The 15,206-nt window shown below is 72.9% G+C and carries 18 protein-coding genes; 9 read left to right on the top strand and 9 right to left on the bottom strand.

From position 1 onward, the window contains the following. Positions 1-61: 61 nt before the first annotated feature. Positions 62-1,156: a phosphotransferase gene (locus tag ACTWQH_RS18500; RefSeq protein ID WP_443287714.1), complete on the top strand. Its 1,095-nt coding sequence runs from the start codon at positions 62-64 to the stop codon at positions 1,154-1,156. Positions 1,157-1,230: 74 nt separating this feature from the next. Here the strand turns inward: ACTWQH_RS18500 and ACTWQH_RS18505 are convergent, their stop codons facing one another. Further along, positions 1,231-1,527 (bottom strand): putative quinol monooxygenase, encoded by a 297-nt coding sequence (locus tag ACTWQH_RS18505; RefSeq protein ID WP_443287715.1) that lies wholly within the window; start codon positions 1,525-1,527, stop codon positions 1,231-1,233. Positions 1,528-1,569: 42 nt separating this feature from the next. Continuing rightward, entirely contained in the window at positions 1,570-1,731 is a 162-nt protein-coding gene (locus ACTWQH_RS18510; RefSeq protein ID WP_443287716.1) for a hypothetical protein, read from the bottom strand. A gap of 180 nt (positions 1,732-1,911) precedes the next feature. Here ACTWQH_RS18510 and ACTWQH_RS18515 point away from each other — a divergent pair, with 180 nt between their 5' ends. Beyond that, positions 1,912-2,793 carry a helix-turn-helix transcriptional regulator gene (locus ACTWQH_RS18515; RefSeq protein WP_443287717.1) on the top strand — a complete coding sequence of 294 codons (882 nt, stop codon included), beginning with the start codon at positions 1,912-1,914 and terminating at the stop codon, positions 2,791-2,793. A 15-nt stretch (positions 2,794-2,808) separates the two neighbouring features. Here the strand turns inward: ACTWQH_RS18515 and ACTWQH_RS18520 are convergent, their stop codons facing one another. After that, positions 2,809-3,465 (bottom strand): response regulator, encoded by a 657-nt coding sequence (locus tag ACTWQH_RS18520; RefSeq protein ID WP_443287718.1) that lies wholly within the window; start codon positions 3,463-3,465, stop codon positions 2,809-2,811. A 197-nt stretch (positions 3,466-3,662) separates the two neighbouring features. On the opposite strand from ACTWQH_RS18520, the gene pdhA reads away from it, so the two are divergent. The 4 genes from pdhA to ACTWQH_RS18540 all read left to right on the top strand — a co-directional run bounded on the left by pdhA (position 3,663) and on the right by ACTWQH_RS18540 (position 8,321). Further along, positions 3,663-4,895 carry a pyruvate dehydrogenase (acetyl-transferring) E1 component subunit alpha gene (gene pdhA, locus ACTWQH_RS18525; RefSeq protein ID WP_443287719.1) on the top strand — a complete coding sequence of 411 codons (1,233 nt, stop codon included), beginning with the start codon at positions 3,663-3,665 and terminating at the stop codon, positions 4,893-4,895. A gap of 79 nt (positions 4,896-4,974) precedes the next feature. Further along, positions 4,975-5,940 (top strand): alpha-ketoacid dehydrogenase subunit beta, encoded by a 966-nt coding sequence (locus ACTWQH_RS18530; protein ID WP_443287755.1) that lies wholly within the window; start codon positions 4,975-4,977, stop codon positions 5,938-5,940. A gap of 18 nt (positions 5,941-5,958) precedes the next feature. Continuing rightward, complete coding sequence (locus tag ACTWQH_RS18535; RefSeq protein WP_443287720.1) at positions 5,959-7,461, top strand: dihydrolipoamide acetyltransferase family protein; 1,503 nt, start codon at positions 5,959-5,961, stop codon at positions 7,459-7,461. Between the two features lie 242 nt (positions 7,462-7,703). Beyond that, positions 7,704-8,321, top strand: a complete 618-nt coding sequence (locus ACTWQH_RS18540; protein WP_443287721.1) for a hypothetical protein — start codon at positions 7,704-7,706, stop codon at positions 8,319-8,321. Positions 8,322-8,440: 119 nt separating this feature from the next. On the opposite strand, the gene ACTWQH_RS18545 is transcribed toward ACTWQH_RS18540, so the two are convergent. The 6 genes from ACTWQH_RS18545 to ACTWQH_RS18570 form a co-directional block, all read right to left on the bottom strand. Continuing rightward, positions 8,441-8,872, bottom strand: a complete 432-nt coding sequence (locus ACTWQH_RS18545) for an effector-associated constant component EACC1 (protein WP_443287722.1) — start codon at positions 8,870-8,872, stop codon at positions 8,441-8,443. A 98-nt stretch (positions 8,873-8,970) separates the two neighbouring features. Beyond that, a complete protein-coding gene (locus tag ACTWQH_RS18550; RefSeq protein ID WP_443287723.1) occupies positions 8,971-9,555 on the bottom strand; it encodes a bacterial proteasome activator family protein in 585 nt (194 codons plus the stop codon). Positions 9,556-9,587: 32 nt separating this feature from the next. After that, positions 9,588-10,268 carry an ATP-binding cassette domain-containing protein gene (locus tag ACTWQH_RS18555; RefSeq protein ID WP_443287724.1) on the bottom strand — a complete coding sequence of 227 codons (681 nt, stop codon included), beginning with the start codon at positions 10,266-10,268 and terminating at the stop codon, positions 9,588-9,590. Positions 10,269-10,395: 127 nt separating this feature from the next. Next, on the bottom strand, positions 10,396-10,923 hold the full coding sequence (locus ACTWQH_RS18560) for a PadR family transcriptional regulator (RefSeq protein ID WP_443287725.1): 528 nt from the start codon (positions 10,921-10,923) through the stop codon (positions 10,396-10,398). A 58-nt stretch (positions 10,924-10,981) separates the two neighbouring features. Continuing rightward, positions 10,982-11,317 carry a hypothetical protein gene (locus ACTWQH_RS18565; protein WP_443287726.1) on the bottom strand — a complete coding sequence of 112 codons (336 nt, stop codon included), beginning with the start codon at positions 11,315-11,317 and terminating at the stop codon, positions 10,982-10,984. 133 nt (positions 11,318-11,450) lie between these two features. Further along, on the bottom strand, positions 11,451-12,434 hold the full coding sequence (locus tag ACTWQH_RS18570) for an NAD(P)H-quinone oxidoreductase (protein ID WP_443287727.1): 984 nt from the start codon (positions 12,432-12,434) through the stop codon (positions 11,451-11,453). Between the two features lie 195 nt (positions 12,435-12,629). Between ACTWQH_RS18570 and ACTWQH_RS18575 the strand changes: the two genes are divergently transcribed. The 3 genes from ACTWQH_RS18575 to ACTWQH_RS18585 all read left to right on the top strand — a co-directional run bounded on the left by ACTWQH_RS18575 (position 12,630) and on the right by ACTWQH_RS18585 (position 15,205). Next, positions 12,630-13,214: an NADPH-dependent FMN reductase gene (locus tag ACTWQH_RS18575; protein ID WP_443287756.1), complete on the top strand. Its 585-nt coding sequence runs from the start codon at positions 12,630-12,632 to the stop codon at positions 13,212-13,214. Between the two features lie 72 nt (positions 13,215-13,286). Continuing rightward, positions 13,287-14,318, top strand: coding sequence for an ATP-binding cassette domain-containing protein (locus ACTWQH_RS18580; protein ID WP_443287728.1), 1,032 nt, complete (start codon positions 13,287-13,289; stop codon positions 14,316-14,318). After that, positions 14,315-15,205: an ABC transporter permease gene (locus tag ACTWQH_RS18585; protein ID WP_443287729.1), complete on the top strand. Its 891-nt coding sequence runs from the start codon at positions 14,315-14,317 to the stop codon at positions 15,203-15,205. Before ACTWQH_RS18580 ends, ACTWQH_RS18585 begins: the two co-directional genes overlap by 4 nt. Position 15,206 lies beyond the last annotated feature (1 nt).

Below are 15,206 nucleotides of genomic sequence, written 5' to 3' on the forward strand. Positions count from 1 at the left end.
CGCTCACCGCCGAAGCTCGTCGCCGCATCGCCGAATCGCCGAATCGCCCGTCTGATCCCTGATGCCGCTATCCGCGCGGACCCTCACCGCCCTGCTGCGCCGCTACGGCGCCGGTGAGGCCCTGGCCTGCGAACCGCTCACCGAGGGCCTGCTCAACCGGGGCTACCGGCTCGCGACCACCCGGGGGCGCTTCTTCCTCAAGCACCACCTCGACGACATCGACGGCGACGCGGGCGCGGCCTCCGTTCCCCCGCTGGCGGAGCAGCACCGCGCCACCGCCGCCCTCGCCACCCTCGGCCTGCCGGTGGCGCCGCCGCTGGCCGACCGCGACGGCCACACCGTGGCCTGGCACGCCGGCTGCCGCTACGCCCTCCACCCCTGGGTCGAGGGCCGCCACCGCGTCGGCGGCGAGCTCACCCCGCCCGACTGCCGCCGCCTCGGCGCGCTGCTCGGCCGGGTCCACCGGGGGCTGGAGGACGTGATAGGGCAGATCAGGGGGCACGTCGGGCCCGTGGCGATCCCCTTAGGCCCGTCGGCGGCCGTCACCGTCGCGGCCGCCGCGGCCGGCGCGGCCGACCCGGCCGACACCCAGGCCCTCATCGACCGGCTGCTCGCCCGCGTCCGCTGCCGCCCCCGCAGGAACGCCTTCGACGCCCTCGCCGAGCACCGGCTGCAGGAACGCCGCGCCCTGCTGCGCGCGTACGCCCACCGCCGCCCAGGGCCCTCGCAGACCCCCGCCTCCGGCTGGGTGCACGGCGACTTCCACCCGCTGAACCTGCTCTACCGCGACGAGCGCTCCGGCGCGGAGCCGGAGCCCGCGGCGATCATCGACTGGGACCGGCTGGGCATACGCCCCCGCGCGGAGGAGGTCGTCCGCGCCGCCGCGATCTTCTTCCTGTGCCCGGACGGGAGCCTGGAGCTGCCGAAGGTACGCGCGTACGCCCGGGCGTACCGCCACGGCACGTGCACCGACCCGGCCGAGATGGCGGCGGCGGTGAACCGGGTGTGGTGGGAGCGGCTGAACGACTTCTGGATGCTGCGCTGGCACTACGAGCGGGGCGACCACCGCGCGGACCCCCAGTTCCCGGCGGCGTCCGCGCTGGTGGGCTGGTGGACGACGCACGGCACGGCGGTGCGTGACGCCTTCTGCGACTGAACGGGGGCGGGGACTGCCGAAGCCTGCCCAAGCCTGCCGGAGCCCGCGTTGGGAGCGTCGCACGGCAGCGCGCGTCAGTCGGCGGGAGCGGCGACCAGCTTGCGGATGGCCATCGGCTCGGCCAGGACACGTTCCAGCACCTGCTTCGCGTGGCGGAAGTGAGGAGTGGTGAAGTGCTCGGCGAGGGCCTGCGGGCCGGTCCATTCCTCGATGATCGCCATGCGCGCCGAGTTGTTGGGGTCGGTGTAGGGGCGGTAGGCGAGGCAGCCGGGTTCTTCCAGGGACGGCTCGATCATCGCCTCCAGGGCGGTGCGGAGCCGGTCCTCCTGTCCGGGCGCGGCCAGGCACTCGGCGACGATGGTGAGGGACATCCTTGACATGCTGGCGTGATCTCCGTGCGCGGTGGTGGATGGTTACGGGCGGGCGGGGCCAGTGCCCGCGCCGGGCGTGATCGGTGAGGGCCCGGCCGATGACGCCGAGCCGGATCCGGACACCGCCCAGGAGCCGAACCCGAGGCGGGTGACGTCCATATCGGCGCGGCCGAGGGGACGGGTGGGGAGGTCAGTGGCGGTCATGACGCAATGCTCCCTTCGTGGGTGTCAGGCACTACGGGCGGCGCCTTTGGGCCGGAACCGTTCCGGTGCCCCTCACTCTGGTCGTCCGGCGGCGGTCCACCCAGTGGCACCCGGTGCCTGGGCACGGCATGACCAGGCTGGAGCGGCGCGAGGGGGGAGCGCGACAGGGATACTTGTCGCATGGCACTCGACAGGCGCGCGGAACTGGGTGAGTTCCTCCGATCCCGGCGTGCCAGGTTGCGGCCCGAAGAGCTGGGGCTGCCGGACTACGGCGGCCAGCGGCGTGTTCCTGGTCTGCGCAGGGAGGAGCTGGCCCGGTTGGCCGGGGTGAGCGTGGATCACTACGTTCGCCTGGAGCAGGGACGCACCCTGCACTTTTCCGAGGCCGTGCTGGACTCCGTCGCCCGTGCACTGCGCTTGAACGCGGTGGAACGCGAGCATCTGTACCGGCTGGCGCGGCCGTGGTCGGACTCGGACCGCCAGGACGGGCCGGCGCCATCGCAGCGGGTGCGGCCGGGGCTGCGCCGGCTGCTGGACGCCGCGGCCGACGTGCCGGCGTACATCGTCGGCCGTAACACCGACGTCCTGGCGTGGAACCGGCTCGCGGCGGCACTGATCACGGACTTCGGCGCGCTGCCGCCCCGGCAGCGGAACCTGGCCCGCCTGGTGTTCCGGGACGAGGGGATGCGCAGCCTGTACGCCGACTGGCGCGGCAAGGCGAGCGACGTGGCCGCCTACCTCCGGCTCGACGCCGGACGCCACCCGGACGACCCGCAGACGGCGGCGCTGCTCGACGAGCTCTCCGCCGCCAGCCCGGAGTTCCGCGAAGCATGGGCAGAACATCAGCTCAAGGACAAGACCCACGGACGGTACGTCTACCGGCACCCAGTAGTCGGCGAACTCGACCTTGCGTTCGAAACGCTGCGGCTCCCCGACGACCCGGACCAAGCGCTGATCGCTCACACGGTGGAGGAAGGCTCACCGTCTCAGACCGCGCTGCGGCTGCTGGCGACGTGGGCCCAGGAGAGTCTGCCGGTGAGTGCCCCGTCCGATGGGACCTAGTGGGACCCGGTCGCGCTAGCGGCGCTTCTCGGCCTGGCGGCGGGCCACGAAGGCCGCCGCCTGGCTGCGGCGTTCCATGCCGAGCTTGGCCAGCAGGCTGGAGACGTAGTTCTTGATCGTCTTCTCGGCCAGGTGCATCTCCTCGCCGATCGCGCGGTTGGTCAGCCCGTCCCCGATCAGGTCCAGGATGCGCCGCTCCTGGTCGGTCAGCCGCCCCAGCCGGTCGTCGCCCTCCCCGCCGCCGCGCAGCCGCTCCAGCACCCGCTGCGTGGCCACGGGGTCCAGCAGCGACTTCCCGGCCGCCACGTCCCGCACCGCCGACAGCAGCTCGGAGCCGCCGATCGCCTTCAGCACGTACCCGGAGGCGCCGGCCATGATCGCGTCGAAGAGCGCCTCGTCGTCGGCGTAGGAGGTCAGCATCAGGCAGCGGATCGACTCGTCCCGGGCGCGCACGTCCCGGCACACCTCGACGCCGCTGCCGTCGGGCAGCCGGACGTCCAGCACGGCCACGTCCGGCCGTGCCGTGGGGATGCGCGCGGTCGCGTCCGCCGCCGTGCCCGCCTCCCCGACGACGTCGATGTCGGGCTCCATCGACAGCAGCTCGTGCAGGCCACGGCGCACCACCTCGTGATCATCGACGAGGAATACGGTGATTTTTCCGTCTTGCCGCACACTGCCAGTGTCACACAGCCTTCCCGAGCCCGCGTGGCCGGGTTAACGTGCAAGAGTCCTGGTGCCCTGCGAGGCTTGGACCAGCGTCGTTCCACGGCCCACCGGAGCACCTGCGGGCCAGATACTTGGACTTCCAGGTAAAACCGCAGGTCAGAGGTGCTTTTGCGGGTTGTGGTCCCGCTGGAAACCGTGCTCTCATGGGGCGCGTAGAACGGGACACGAACGGGAAGCATCAACCGCTCGGTTCGATCGCGCCGCGCCCACCCGAAGCGCGCCGCCCGAGCCGAACGGACCGCACTGGCCGCCCGGCGGATCCCGGGGGCCGGAATGACGGAGGAGCACGAGTGACCGTGAACGCCGCACAACCCGCCGAGATGGTGCAACTGCTCACCCCGGAAGGCGAACGGGTCGAGCATCCGGACTACGCCATCGACATCACGCCCGAGGAGCTGCGCGGCCTCTACCGCGACATGGTCCTCACCCGCCGCTTCGACGCCGAGGCGACCACCCTGCAACGCCAGGGCGAGCTCAGCCTCTGGCCCTCCCTGCTCGGCCAGGAGGCCGCCCAGATCGGCTCCGGCCGCGCGCTGCGCGAGGGCGACTACGTCTTCCCCACCTACCGCGAGCACGGCGTCGCCTGGTGCCGCGACGTGGACCCCACGAGCCTGCTGGGCATGTTCCGGGGCGTCAACCACGGCGGCTGGGACCCCAACGCCCACAACTTCCACCTCTACACCATCGTCATCGGCGCGCAGACCCTGCACGCCACCGGCTACGCCATGGGCGCGGCCAAGGACGGCGCCGAGATCGCGGTCGTGGCGTACTTCGGCGACGGCGCCTCCAGCCAGGGCGACGTGGCCGAGTCCTTCACCTTCGCGGCCGTCTACAACGCCCCCGTGCTGTTCTTCTGCCAGAACAACCAGTGGGCGATCTCCGAGCCGACCGAGCGGCAGACCCGTGTCCCGCTCTACCGCCGCGCCGCGGGCTTCGGCTTCCCCGGCGTCCGCGTCGACGGCAACGACGTGCTCGCCGTCCTCGCCGTGACCCGCGCCGCCGCCGAGCACGTGCGCACCGGCCAGGGCCCGATGCTGGTCGAGGCGTTCACGTACCGCATGGGCGCCCACACCACGAACGACGATCCGAGCCGGTACCGCCCCAAGGAGGAAGAGGAGGCGTGGCAGGGCAGGGACCCGATCCTGCGGCTGCGCCGCCACCTGGACCTTCAGGGCGCGGCCGACGAGGCGTTCTTCGCCGGCCTGGACGAGGAGAGCGACGCCCTGGCGCGGCGCGTGCGGGAGGCGATCCGCACCATGCCCAACCCCGACAACATGGCGATCTTCGAGCACGTGTACGCCGACGGCCACTCCCTGGTCGACGAGGAGCGCGCGCAGTACGCGGCGTACGCGGCCTCGTTCGAGGAGGCGCGCTGAGATGACCGGGAACGAGACGACCAGGGAGCAGGCCGTGGAGAACGTCGCGAGCGTCGAGAACGTCGAGAACGTCGAGACGATGCCGATCGCGAAGGCGGTCAACAACGCGCTGCGCGCCGCCCTGGAGAGCGACCCGAAGGTGCTGGTCATGGGCGAGGACGTCGGCAAGCTGGGCGGCGTCTTCCGGGTGACCGACGGCCTGCAGAAGGACTTCGGGGAGGAGCGGGTGATCGACACCCCGCTCGCCGAGTCCGGCATCATCGGCACCGCCATCGGGCTGGCGCTTCGCGGCTACCGGCCGGTGGCGGAGATCCAGTTCGACGGCTTCGTCTTCCCCGCGTACGACCAGATAGTGACGCAGCTGGCGAAGATGCACGCGCGCGCCCTGGGCATGGTCAGGCTGCCCGTCGTCATCCGCATCCCCTTCGCGGGCGGCATCGGCGCCGTCGAGCACCACAGCGAGTGTCCGGAGGCGCTCTTCGCCCACGTGCCGGGCCTGAAGATCGTCACGCCCGCGAACTCCTCCGACGCCTACTGGATGCTGCGGCAGGCCATCGAGTGCGACGACCCGGTGATCTTCTTCGAGCCGAAGTCCCGCTACTGGGACAAGGGCGAGGTGAACCGGGCGGCGATCCCCGGGCCGCTGCACGCGGCGCGGGTGGTGCGGCCCGGCACGGACCTCACGCTCGCGGCGTACGGTCCGACCGTGAAGACGGCGTTGCAGGCGGCGGCAGCGGCCGAGGAGGAGGGGCGTTCGCTGGAGGTGGTCGACCTGCGGTCGATCTCCCCGATCGACTTCGACACGCTGACGGCGTCCGTGGCGAAGACCGGGCGCCTGGTCGTCGCGCACGAGGCCCCCGTCTTCTTCGGCGCTGGGGCGGAGGTGGCGGCCCGCGTCACGGAGCGCTGCTTCTACCAGCTCGAGGCCCCGGTGCTGCGCGTCGGCGGCTTCCACGCGCCGTATCCCCCGGCCCGGCTGGAGGAGGAGTTCCTGCCCGGCCTGGACCGCATCCTGGACGGCGTCGATCGCGCGCTGGCGTACTGAGTTGAGGAGACCGTGAGGATGGCTGCTGCTGCGGGGCGCTTCCGCGAGTTCACGATGCCGGATGTGGGGGAGGGCCTGACCGAGGCCGAGATTCTCAGGTGGCTGGTCCAGCCGGGTGACGCGGTGACGGACGGCCAGATGGTGGTGGAGGTCGAGACCGCCAAGGCGGCGGTCGAGCTGCCGATCCCGTACGACGGCCAGGTCCACGAGATCCACTTCGCGGAGGGCGCGACGGTGGACGTGGGAACGCCGATCATCACCGTCGACACGGACCCCGGCGCGGGCCCGGCGGAGGGCGGCGAGGCGGCCCCCGAGGCCGCCGCCCCCGGGACGGAGGAGGCGGCGGAGACCCGCCGCCAGCCCGTCCTCGTCGGATACGGCGTGGCCAACGGCACGCCGAAACGCCGCAAGCGGAAGGCGCGGGGCGGCGCGCCGCAGGCGGAGGCGGCGGAGGTGGGGGCCCCGGCCCCCGAGGAGGCCGCGGCGGGGGGCGCCGTTCCCGGCGGCCCTGCCACGCGGCCCGCGGAGGCTCGCCGCCCCGTCGGGGCCGCCGTGGCGGGTGTGGAGGTGCCGGGGGCCGTCGCCCCCGGGATGCCCGGGGTGACGCCGACGGCGCGGGGCGTCGCGCGGCCGCTGGCCAAGCCGCCCGTGCGGAAGTTGGCCAAGGATCTCGGGGTGGACCTCGCCGGCGTCGCGCCGAGTGGGCCCGGTGGGGTCGTCACGCGGGAGGACGTGCACGCCGCCGCCGCGGCGCCGCAGGCTCCCGCGCCGCAGGCTCCCGCCGCGCGGGCCCCGGCGGAGCCTGCCGCGCCCCCCGCCGAGCGGGAGCGGCGCGTGCCGATCAAGGGGGTGCGCAAGGCGACCGCGCAGGCCGTCGCGGGGAGTGCGTTCACCGCGCCGCACGTCACGGAGTTCGTGACGGTCGACGTCACCCGCACCGTGCGGCTCGTGGAGCGGCTGAAGACGGACCCCGACATGGCCGGCCTGCGCGTGACGTCGCTCCTCCTCGTCGCCAAGGCGCTGCTCCTCGCCATCCGCCGCAACCCGGAGGTCAACGCCTCCTGGGACGAGGAGAACCAGGAGATCGTCTACAAGGACTACGTCAACCTCGGCATCGCCGCCGCCACGCCGCGCGGTCTCATCGTCCCCAACATCAAGGACGCGGGCGCCAAGTCCCTCCCCGAACTGGCCCGCGCGCTCAGCGCGCTGGTCACCACCGCGCGGGAGGGGCGTACGACCCCGGCCGACATGTCCGGCGGCACGGTCACCATCACCAACATCGGCGTCTTCGGCATCGACACCGGCACGCCCATCCTCAACCCCGGCGAGTCCGCGATCCTCGCGTTCGGCGCGATCAGGCTCCAGCCGTGGGTGCACAAGGGCAAGGTCAGGCCGCGCCACGTCACGACGCTCGCGCTCTCCTTCGATCACCGCCTGGTCGACGGCGAGCTGGGCTCGCGCTTGCTGGCCGACGTGGCGGCCGTGCTGGAGCAGCCGAGGCGGCTGCTCACCTGGGGCTGAGGGGTCGGGGCCGGGGGCGGGGGCGCGAGGGCTGGGGGTAGGCTGATGCCGCGTCACGGCCGTTGCGCCGGCGCCGCGAGGCCGCGGCCGCACCCCCCTTCCGGTCCCCGTCCACTCGGTGATTACATTCGTGCCAGTTCGACGTTCAATGACACGGGGGCGTAACCATTTTCTCTACCCCCTCGTGCGAGCAGATAATCTGCGCGGACTGGCTCGATGAGTTCTGCAACGAGGGGAACCCCATGCGCAAGGCGATACGTACACGGACGCGGCGGCGGCTGAGGCTGGCGCTGCCCGCCGTGGCGGCTGCGGCGGCGTTCGCGCTCACCGGCTGCGGCGAGGAAGGAGACGCGCCGTTCGGCGCCGAGGGCGGCAGCCTGCCGGGCCTGTCGGGCGGAAACGGCGGCGAGCAGACTCCGAACCCGGATGACCTGGAGGGTCTGGAGGACATCGAGATCCCCGGCCCGGAGGAGACGACGGGGGGCGGGGAAGAGCCGCCGGTTGACGACAGCAGCGGCGGCGGCTCCGGTGGCGGCACCACCGGCGGTGGCGGCACCACGGGCGGTGGCGGCGGTGCCGTCCCCACGGTCGCGGACCTCGAGGGCTCCTGGTACACCGGCTACGAGTCGGCGGACAGCTCGCTGTCGGTCAGCTCCGGCACCGTGTCCTTCATCGAGAACACCGAGCCCGAGGGCGACGTGTGCTCCGGCACCGCGACCGACGGCGCGATCACGCTGGACTACTGCACGAAGTTCGGCTCGGTGGCGTGGGAGGCGATGAGCGCGACGCTGGAGATGAGCGGCTCCACGCTGATCGTCACCTGGGTGGACGGCACCGTTCAGGAGTACACCGCCCTCTGAGCGACCCCTGAGCGACCTCTGACCGACCCCACAGAACACATCGCGCACGCGGCGCCCACGGAGGCAGGGCGCCGCGCGTGCGCGGCGTCATTACGCGGCGCCGACCCGTCCGCGGCCGCTCAGTCCAGCGCCTTGCGGATGAGCTCCTCGGCGTCCCCGCGCCGCACGTTGTCGGCCGTGACGCGGATGGTCTCGCCGCTGTCCTTCTTCAGCACGATCTCGACGCGCGAACGCCGCTGCTTCAGCCAGATCGGCAGGGAACGCACGAGCGCGGCGGAGACGCCGGTCGCCAGGGTGACGGCCAACGCCTCGACGAGGCCGCCGCTCATCTCCCCGGCCCTGGGCGCGGCCCGCAGCGGCCTGACGCGGCCGCGCAGCTCCGGCTCGTCCCGCAGCCAGCTCTCCAGCGCGAGCATGGCGTCCGCGGCCTCGCCCGCCGCCCCGCGTACGCCGCGCGCCGCCCCGTCTCGCCCGTCTCGACCATCTCGTCCGTCGCCCCCGCCGCCTCCCTCGTCGGCGTGCACGCTGATCCGGACGTCCGTCGTCGCCATCGCTCTCCCCCGATCCGTTCGACGCAGCGTCATCCCCCGTAATCGATGCTACGCGAACGGCAGTTGAGACACGACGGGCACGGGTGGGGCGTTGTGCGTCACAGGTAGGGGCCGGAGGCGCGCGGCCCGCGTGCCTCCTCGCCCAGCTGCTCGCCCTCGCCGCCGCCCATCACGCCGGGCGGCAGGGCGCGGCGCATCTGTTCGAGCTGCGCGCGGGCGGCCATCTGCTGCGCGAAGAGCGCCGTCTGGATGCCGTGGAAGAGTCCCTCCAGCCAGCCGACGAGCTGGGCCTGGGCGATCCGCAGCTCCGCGTCGGTCGGGACGGTGCCCTCGGTGAAGGGGAGGGAGAGCCGGTCGAGCTCCTCGACGAGTTCCGGCGCCAGGCCCTCCTCCAGCTCCTTGACGGAGCTGGCGTGGATCTCCTTCAGCCGCGCCCGGCTGGCCTCGTCAAGCGGCGCGGCCTTCACCTCCTCCAGCAGCTGCTTGATCATGCTGCCGATCCGCATGACCTTCGCCGGCTGTTCCACCATCTCGGTCAGGGGGGTCTCGGTGCGTTCCTCCCCCTCGCCGGCCTCGCCGCTGCCGTGGCCCTTGGGGGCGACGTTGCTCAACGCCATCCCGTCCGGCCCCACGACCAGCACCTGGGGGCTGTCCTGCGGTGGTTCGTTCCTCGGCTGAGTCATGCCTCCATGATGCATCGCCGGGCCGGCGCGCCTCATCCCGCCTGGCGGGTAGGGGTCAGTTCGCGGAGCAGGACGATCCGGTCCGCCCAGGCCGCCCGGTCCGGGTCGCTGGTGGTCATGAGCACGGCGGCTCCGGCGGGGCGGCGCATGCGCAGGAGGGCGAGGAGGGTGTCCGCGATCTCGCCGTCGAGGCCGTCGGTGGGCTCGTCGGCCAGCACCAGGCGGCGTTCCCCGGCCAGGGCGCGGGCCACGGTCACGGCCTTGCGGTGGGCGCCGGAGATCTCGGCGGGGCGGCGTTCGGCGATCTCGCCCAGCTCCATCTCGAAGAGGATCGTCAGCGCCCGCTGCCGGGCGGTGCGGGCGCCCTCGCCGGACAGCTCCAGGGGAAGGGCGATGTTCTCGGCGGCGGTGAGGTGCGGGTCGAGGGCGGTGTCGGCGTCCTGGGGGACGCGGGCGACGCGATCGAGCCAGATCCTGACGAGCTCGGCGCGGGGGAGGGTGGCGAGGGCGGCGCCGTCGATGGCGATGTGGCCGGTGGCGGGGGCGGACAGGCCGGCGGCGAGGGAGAGGAGGGTGGACTTGCCGGAGCCGGGGGTGCCGAGGACGGCGACGAATTCGCCGGGGTGGACGGTGAGGTCGAGGGGGGTGGGCAGCGCGGGCGGCTGGGTGACGCCGGTGAGGTGCAGCACGGGCGGTACGGGAGCGGTGGCCATCGGTTTTCCTATCGCTTCGGTAGGAGAGTAGATGACGATCGTCGCCTGTGATCGTGACGTGGTTGTTGACTGGCGTGACGAGGTTTGGCGGAAACGGGCGCGCGCGGGCGCTTGGGCGCTCGGGCGCTCAGGAGGCGGTGAGGCGGGAGGCGCAGTGGTCCAGCCAGCGGAGCTCGGCCTCGGCGTCGGCGACGAGGCGTTCCAGCACCAGCAGCCAGGCGGTCTCGTCGGCGGACTCGGGCGGGGCGGCCAGCGCGCGGGCCCTGAGGCGGGTGTGGTGCCGCAGGGCCCGGGTGGTGTGGCGGCGCTGCTCCCGGATGACGGCGGCGGCGTCCACGCCCGGGGTGGCGACGGCCATCGCCAGCTTGATGGCCAGCTCGTCCCGGGCGGGACGGGTGCGGTCGACGGGCCGGGCGAACCACGCGGCGAGCTCGCGCCGGCCCGCGTCGGTGAGGGCGTACGGCCGCTGCTTGGGGTCGCCGCCGGGGGCGGGCGCGATCAGTCCGTCGCGTTCCAGGCGGCCGAGTGTGGTGTACACCTGGCCGATGTTGAGGGGCCAGGCGGTTCCGGTGCGGGACTCGAAGGCGGCGTGGAGCTGCGAGCCGTAGCGGGGTCCGGCGTCCAGGAGGGCGAGGAGTCCGTAACGGATGGACATACCGCGTATGTATACCCGAGCGTATGTACGGCGGGCGGGCCGGCGTATACGCAGAGGGTCAGCCGTTGCGTATCCGCAGGCCGATGATGGCTATGCCCACGCCGAGGCAGGTCAGGCCGGCGCCGAGCGGCAGCACCGGGACGACGGGCTCGCTGTAGCGGACGGTGGCGGCCCGCGAGCCGGGCGCGGGATATGCGGACGTCTCCTCGCGCGCCGCCTCGCGCGGCCGCGGGCGTTGCTCGGGGTCCCGTTGCTCGGGTTCCCGGTCGGTGTCCGTCTGGGCCTGGGCGTACTGCGCCTGGGCGTGGGTGCGGGCGTGGATGGGCACGCGCGCGCGTCCGTCGTCCTCCCCGCCCGCCGTGGTGGGTGCCAGGGTGGCCGCGGCCGCCGCCATGGCCACTGCGATACCCGCCCACGCCCTCACGGTTCCCGGTCCTCCGTCGTAGCCTCCGCCCAACGATGCAACAAGCGTCACATATCAGAGACAAAACGGCATCTCGGACACCCGGCGCGGCGCGGCGCGGGAACTAGCGCGTCAGGATGATCTTCCCGGTGTGGTCCCCGGTCTCCATCACGCGGTGCGCCTCCGCGGCCTCCGGCAGCGGCAGCAGCCGGTCAACGACCGGGCGCACGCGCCCGTCCGCCACCATCGGCCACACGTGCTCGCGCACCGCCGCCACCACGCTCGCCTTCTCGGCCACCGGCCGCGCGCGCAGCGAGGAGGCGTGGACGCTGCCGCGCTTGGCGAGCAGGGCGCGCAGCGGCAACTCGCCCTTGGCGCCGCCCTGGAGGCCGATCACGGCGAGACGCCCGCCGGTCGCCAGCGCGCGGACGTTCGCCGCCAGGTACGCCGCGCCGATGATGTCCAGGATGACGTCCGCGCCGTGGCCGTCGGTGGCGCTCTCCAGCTCCGAGACGAAGTCCTGCTCCACGTAGTTGATGAGGATGTCCGCGCCCAGCTCGCGGCAGCGCGCCAGCTTCGCCGCGCTGCCCGCCGTGACCGCGACGCGGGCACCGATGGCCTTGCCGAGCTGCACCGCCATGGTGCCGATGCCGCTGCCGCCGCCGTGCACCAGCAGCGTCTCGCCGGGGCGCAGGCCGGCGGTGGTGACGACGTTGGCCCACACCGTGCAGGTGACCTCCGGCAGCCCGGCGGCGGAGACCAGGTCGACCCGGCCGCCCTCCGGCAGCGGCAGCACCTGCCCGGCGGGCACGGCGACGCGCTCGGCGTATCCGCCGCCCGCGAGCAGCGCGCACACCTCGTCGCCGACGGACCAGTCGGCGACGTTCGGCCCGAGCGCGGCGATCCGGCCCGAGCATTCGAGGCCGGGGTGGGGCGAGGCGCCCGGCGGCGGGTCGTAGAACCCCTGCCGTTGCAGCACGTCCGCCCGGTTCACGCCGGCGGCGACGACGTCGATGAGCACCTCGCCGGGCCCGGGGACGGGGTCGGGCACCTCGTCCCAGACCAGCGCCTCGGGGCCTCCGGGTTGGGGAATCGTGATCGCACGCATGCGGTCGAAGCTACCGGTCGGCGGCGTCCCGGGGAGCCGGACGGCGCATCGCGAACGCCTCACGTCTGGCGGTCGTCGACTGGGCGTCGTCGTCTGGCGGTGGACGCGGCTCCGCTAGATCGGATCTAGCGGACGCCTGGCGGCCCGTCTCGCGCCTAGGAGGTGAGCGCGGAACGCGAGGAGGTGAGCGGCGTGATGGCGGGGGACACGGCGGCCGAGGCGGCGGCGCTGCGGCTGGCGGTGCTCGTCGGGAGCACCCGGGAGGGGAGGGCCGGGGGCCGCATCGGGACGTGGTTCGCGGAGCGGGCGCGGCGGCGGGGAGGCGTCGCGGTCGAGGTCCTGGACCTGGCCGAGTTCCGCTTCCCGGTGCGGCTCCCGAGGGAGCCGACGCCCGAGATGGTGCGGTTCACCGAGGCCGTGGCGCGCGCCGAGGCGTTCGCCGTGGTCACGCCCGAGTACAACCGCAGCTTCCCGGCCTCGCTCAAGCAGGCCATCGACTACGCCTACGAGGAGTGGCATGCCAAGCCCGTGGGCTTCGTGTCGTACGGCAGCCGGTCCCACGGGCTGTACGCCGTGGAGGCGCTCAGGTGCGTCTTCGCCGAGCTGCACACCGTGACGATGCGGGACGGGGTGAGCCTCGACCTGCTGGCGGGGGGCGGCGTGGCGACGGGCGAGCCGCTGAGCGAGCTGGAGCGCGAGGCGAGCGTGCTGCTGGACGAACTGGCCTGGTGGGGGCTGGCGTTGCGGGAAGCGCGAATACGCCGGCCGTACGTCGCTTAGTTCCGGGCGCGGCGGCGGTCTACCCAATGACCCGAGCGGAGAACAGTGAGAACGCACAGAGGAGATGAGGAGATGAGTGGCGACAACGGCGGGCTGGCGATCGAGACGTCCGGGCTCGTCAAGGTGTTCGGCGAGAATCGGGCGGTCGACGGCGTCGACCTGGCCGTTCCCGCCGGGACCGTGTACGGCGTGCTCGGGCCCAACGGCGCGGGCAAGACGACGACGGTGAGGATGCTGGCCACGCTGCTGCGCCCGGACGGCGGCGAGGCGCGCGTCTTCGGGCTCGACGTGGTGCGCGAGGCGGACGCCGTGCGCTCGCGGGTGAGTCTGACCGGGCAGTACGCCTCGCTCGACGAGGACCTGACAGGCACGGAGAACCTGGTGCTGATAGGCAGGCTGCTCGGCCACCGCAAGCCCGGCGCGCTGGCGCGCGCCGCGGAGCTGCTGGAGGCGTTCGGGCTGACGGAGGCCGCCGGGCGGCAGGTGAAGAACTACTCGGGAGGCATGCGCCGCAGGCTCGACATCGCCGCGAGCATCCTCAACACGCCCGACCTGCTGTTCCTCGACGAGCCGACGACCGGGCTCGACCCCCGCGCCCGCAACCAGGTGTGGGACATCATCCGGGCCGTGGTGCAGCGGGGCACGACCGTGCTGCTCACCACGCAGTACCTGGACGAGGCCGACCACCTGGCGAGCCGGATCGCGGTGATCGACTCCGGCAAGGTGATAGCCGAGGGCACGCCGGGGCAGCTGAAGTCGTCGGTCGGCGCGGGCGCGGTGCACGTGCGGCTGCGCGACCCGGGGCAGAGGGCCGAGGCGCAGCGGCTGATGAGCCAGGCGCTGGGCACGCAGGTGCAGCTCGACGGCGACCCGGTGGCGCTGACCGCCCGGGTGATGGCCAACGGCGGGGGTGACGCCGGGGCGGCGGACCGGGCCTCGCGGGCGCTGGCGGAGCTGGCGCACCACGGCATCACGGTCGACGACTTCTCGCTGGGGCAGCCCAGCCTCGACGAGGTCTTCCTCGCGCTGACGGACAAGAGCGGCAAGAGCGGCAAGAGCGACAAGAGCAAGGATCTTGAGGAGCAGAAGGAGGTGGCGGCGTGAGCACCGCGACGACGACGAAGGAAAAGCCGTCGAAGGAGAACGAGCAGGAGGCGGCCGAAGAGGCGTACGTGCCGGCCGCCGAGGCGATTCAGGCCGTGCTCGCCACGGGGGAGCGCCCGCCAAGGCCCAGCGCGCTCGCGGCCTCCGCCGCGTTCGGGTGGCGGGCGATGCTGAAGATCAAGCACGTGCCGGAGCAGCTCTTCGACGTCACTGTCTTCCCGGTCATGATGACGCTGATGTTCACCTACCTCTTCGGGGGCGCGATCGCCGGTTCGACCAGCGAGTACCTGCAGTTCCTGCTGCCGGGGATCATGGTGATGAGCGTGGTGATGACGACGATGTACACCGGAGTCGCCGTCAACAACGACATAGCCAAGGGTGTCTTCGACCGCTTCCGCACCCTGCCGGTGTGGCGGCCCTCGGCGATGGTGGGGTACCTGCTGGGCGACGCGTTCCGCTACACCATGGCCTCGCTGGTGATCTTCATCGTCGGCCTGATCATGGGGTACCGGCCGGACGGCGGGCCGCTCGGCGTGGCCGCCGGGATCCTGCTCGTGGTGGCGTTCTCCTTCGCCTTCTCGTGGGTGTGGACCATGTTCGGGCTGCTGCTGCGCTCGGAGAAGTCGGTCATGGGCGTGAGCATGATGGTGCTGTTCCCGCTGACCTTCCTCAGCAACATCATGGTCGAGCCCGAGACCATGCCCGGCTGGCTCCAGGCGTTCGTCGACGTCAACCCGGTCACGCATCTGGTGGCTGCGGCGCGGAGCCTGATGGACGGCGGCCTGTCCGGGGCCGACGTCGGCGAGATCGGCTGGGTGGCGGTGGCCGGGGCCGTGCTGATAGCGGTCTTCGGCACGCTGACCATGCGGCTGTACAACCGCAAGTAGC

Origin of the sequence: Streptomyces sp. 6N223 (assembly GCF_052246635.1) — a bacterium.
GTDB lineage: Bacteria > Actinomycetota > Actinomycetes > Streptomycetales > Streptomycetaceae > Streptomyces.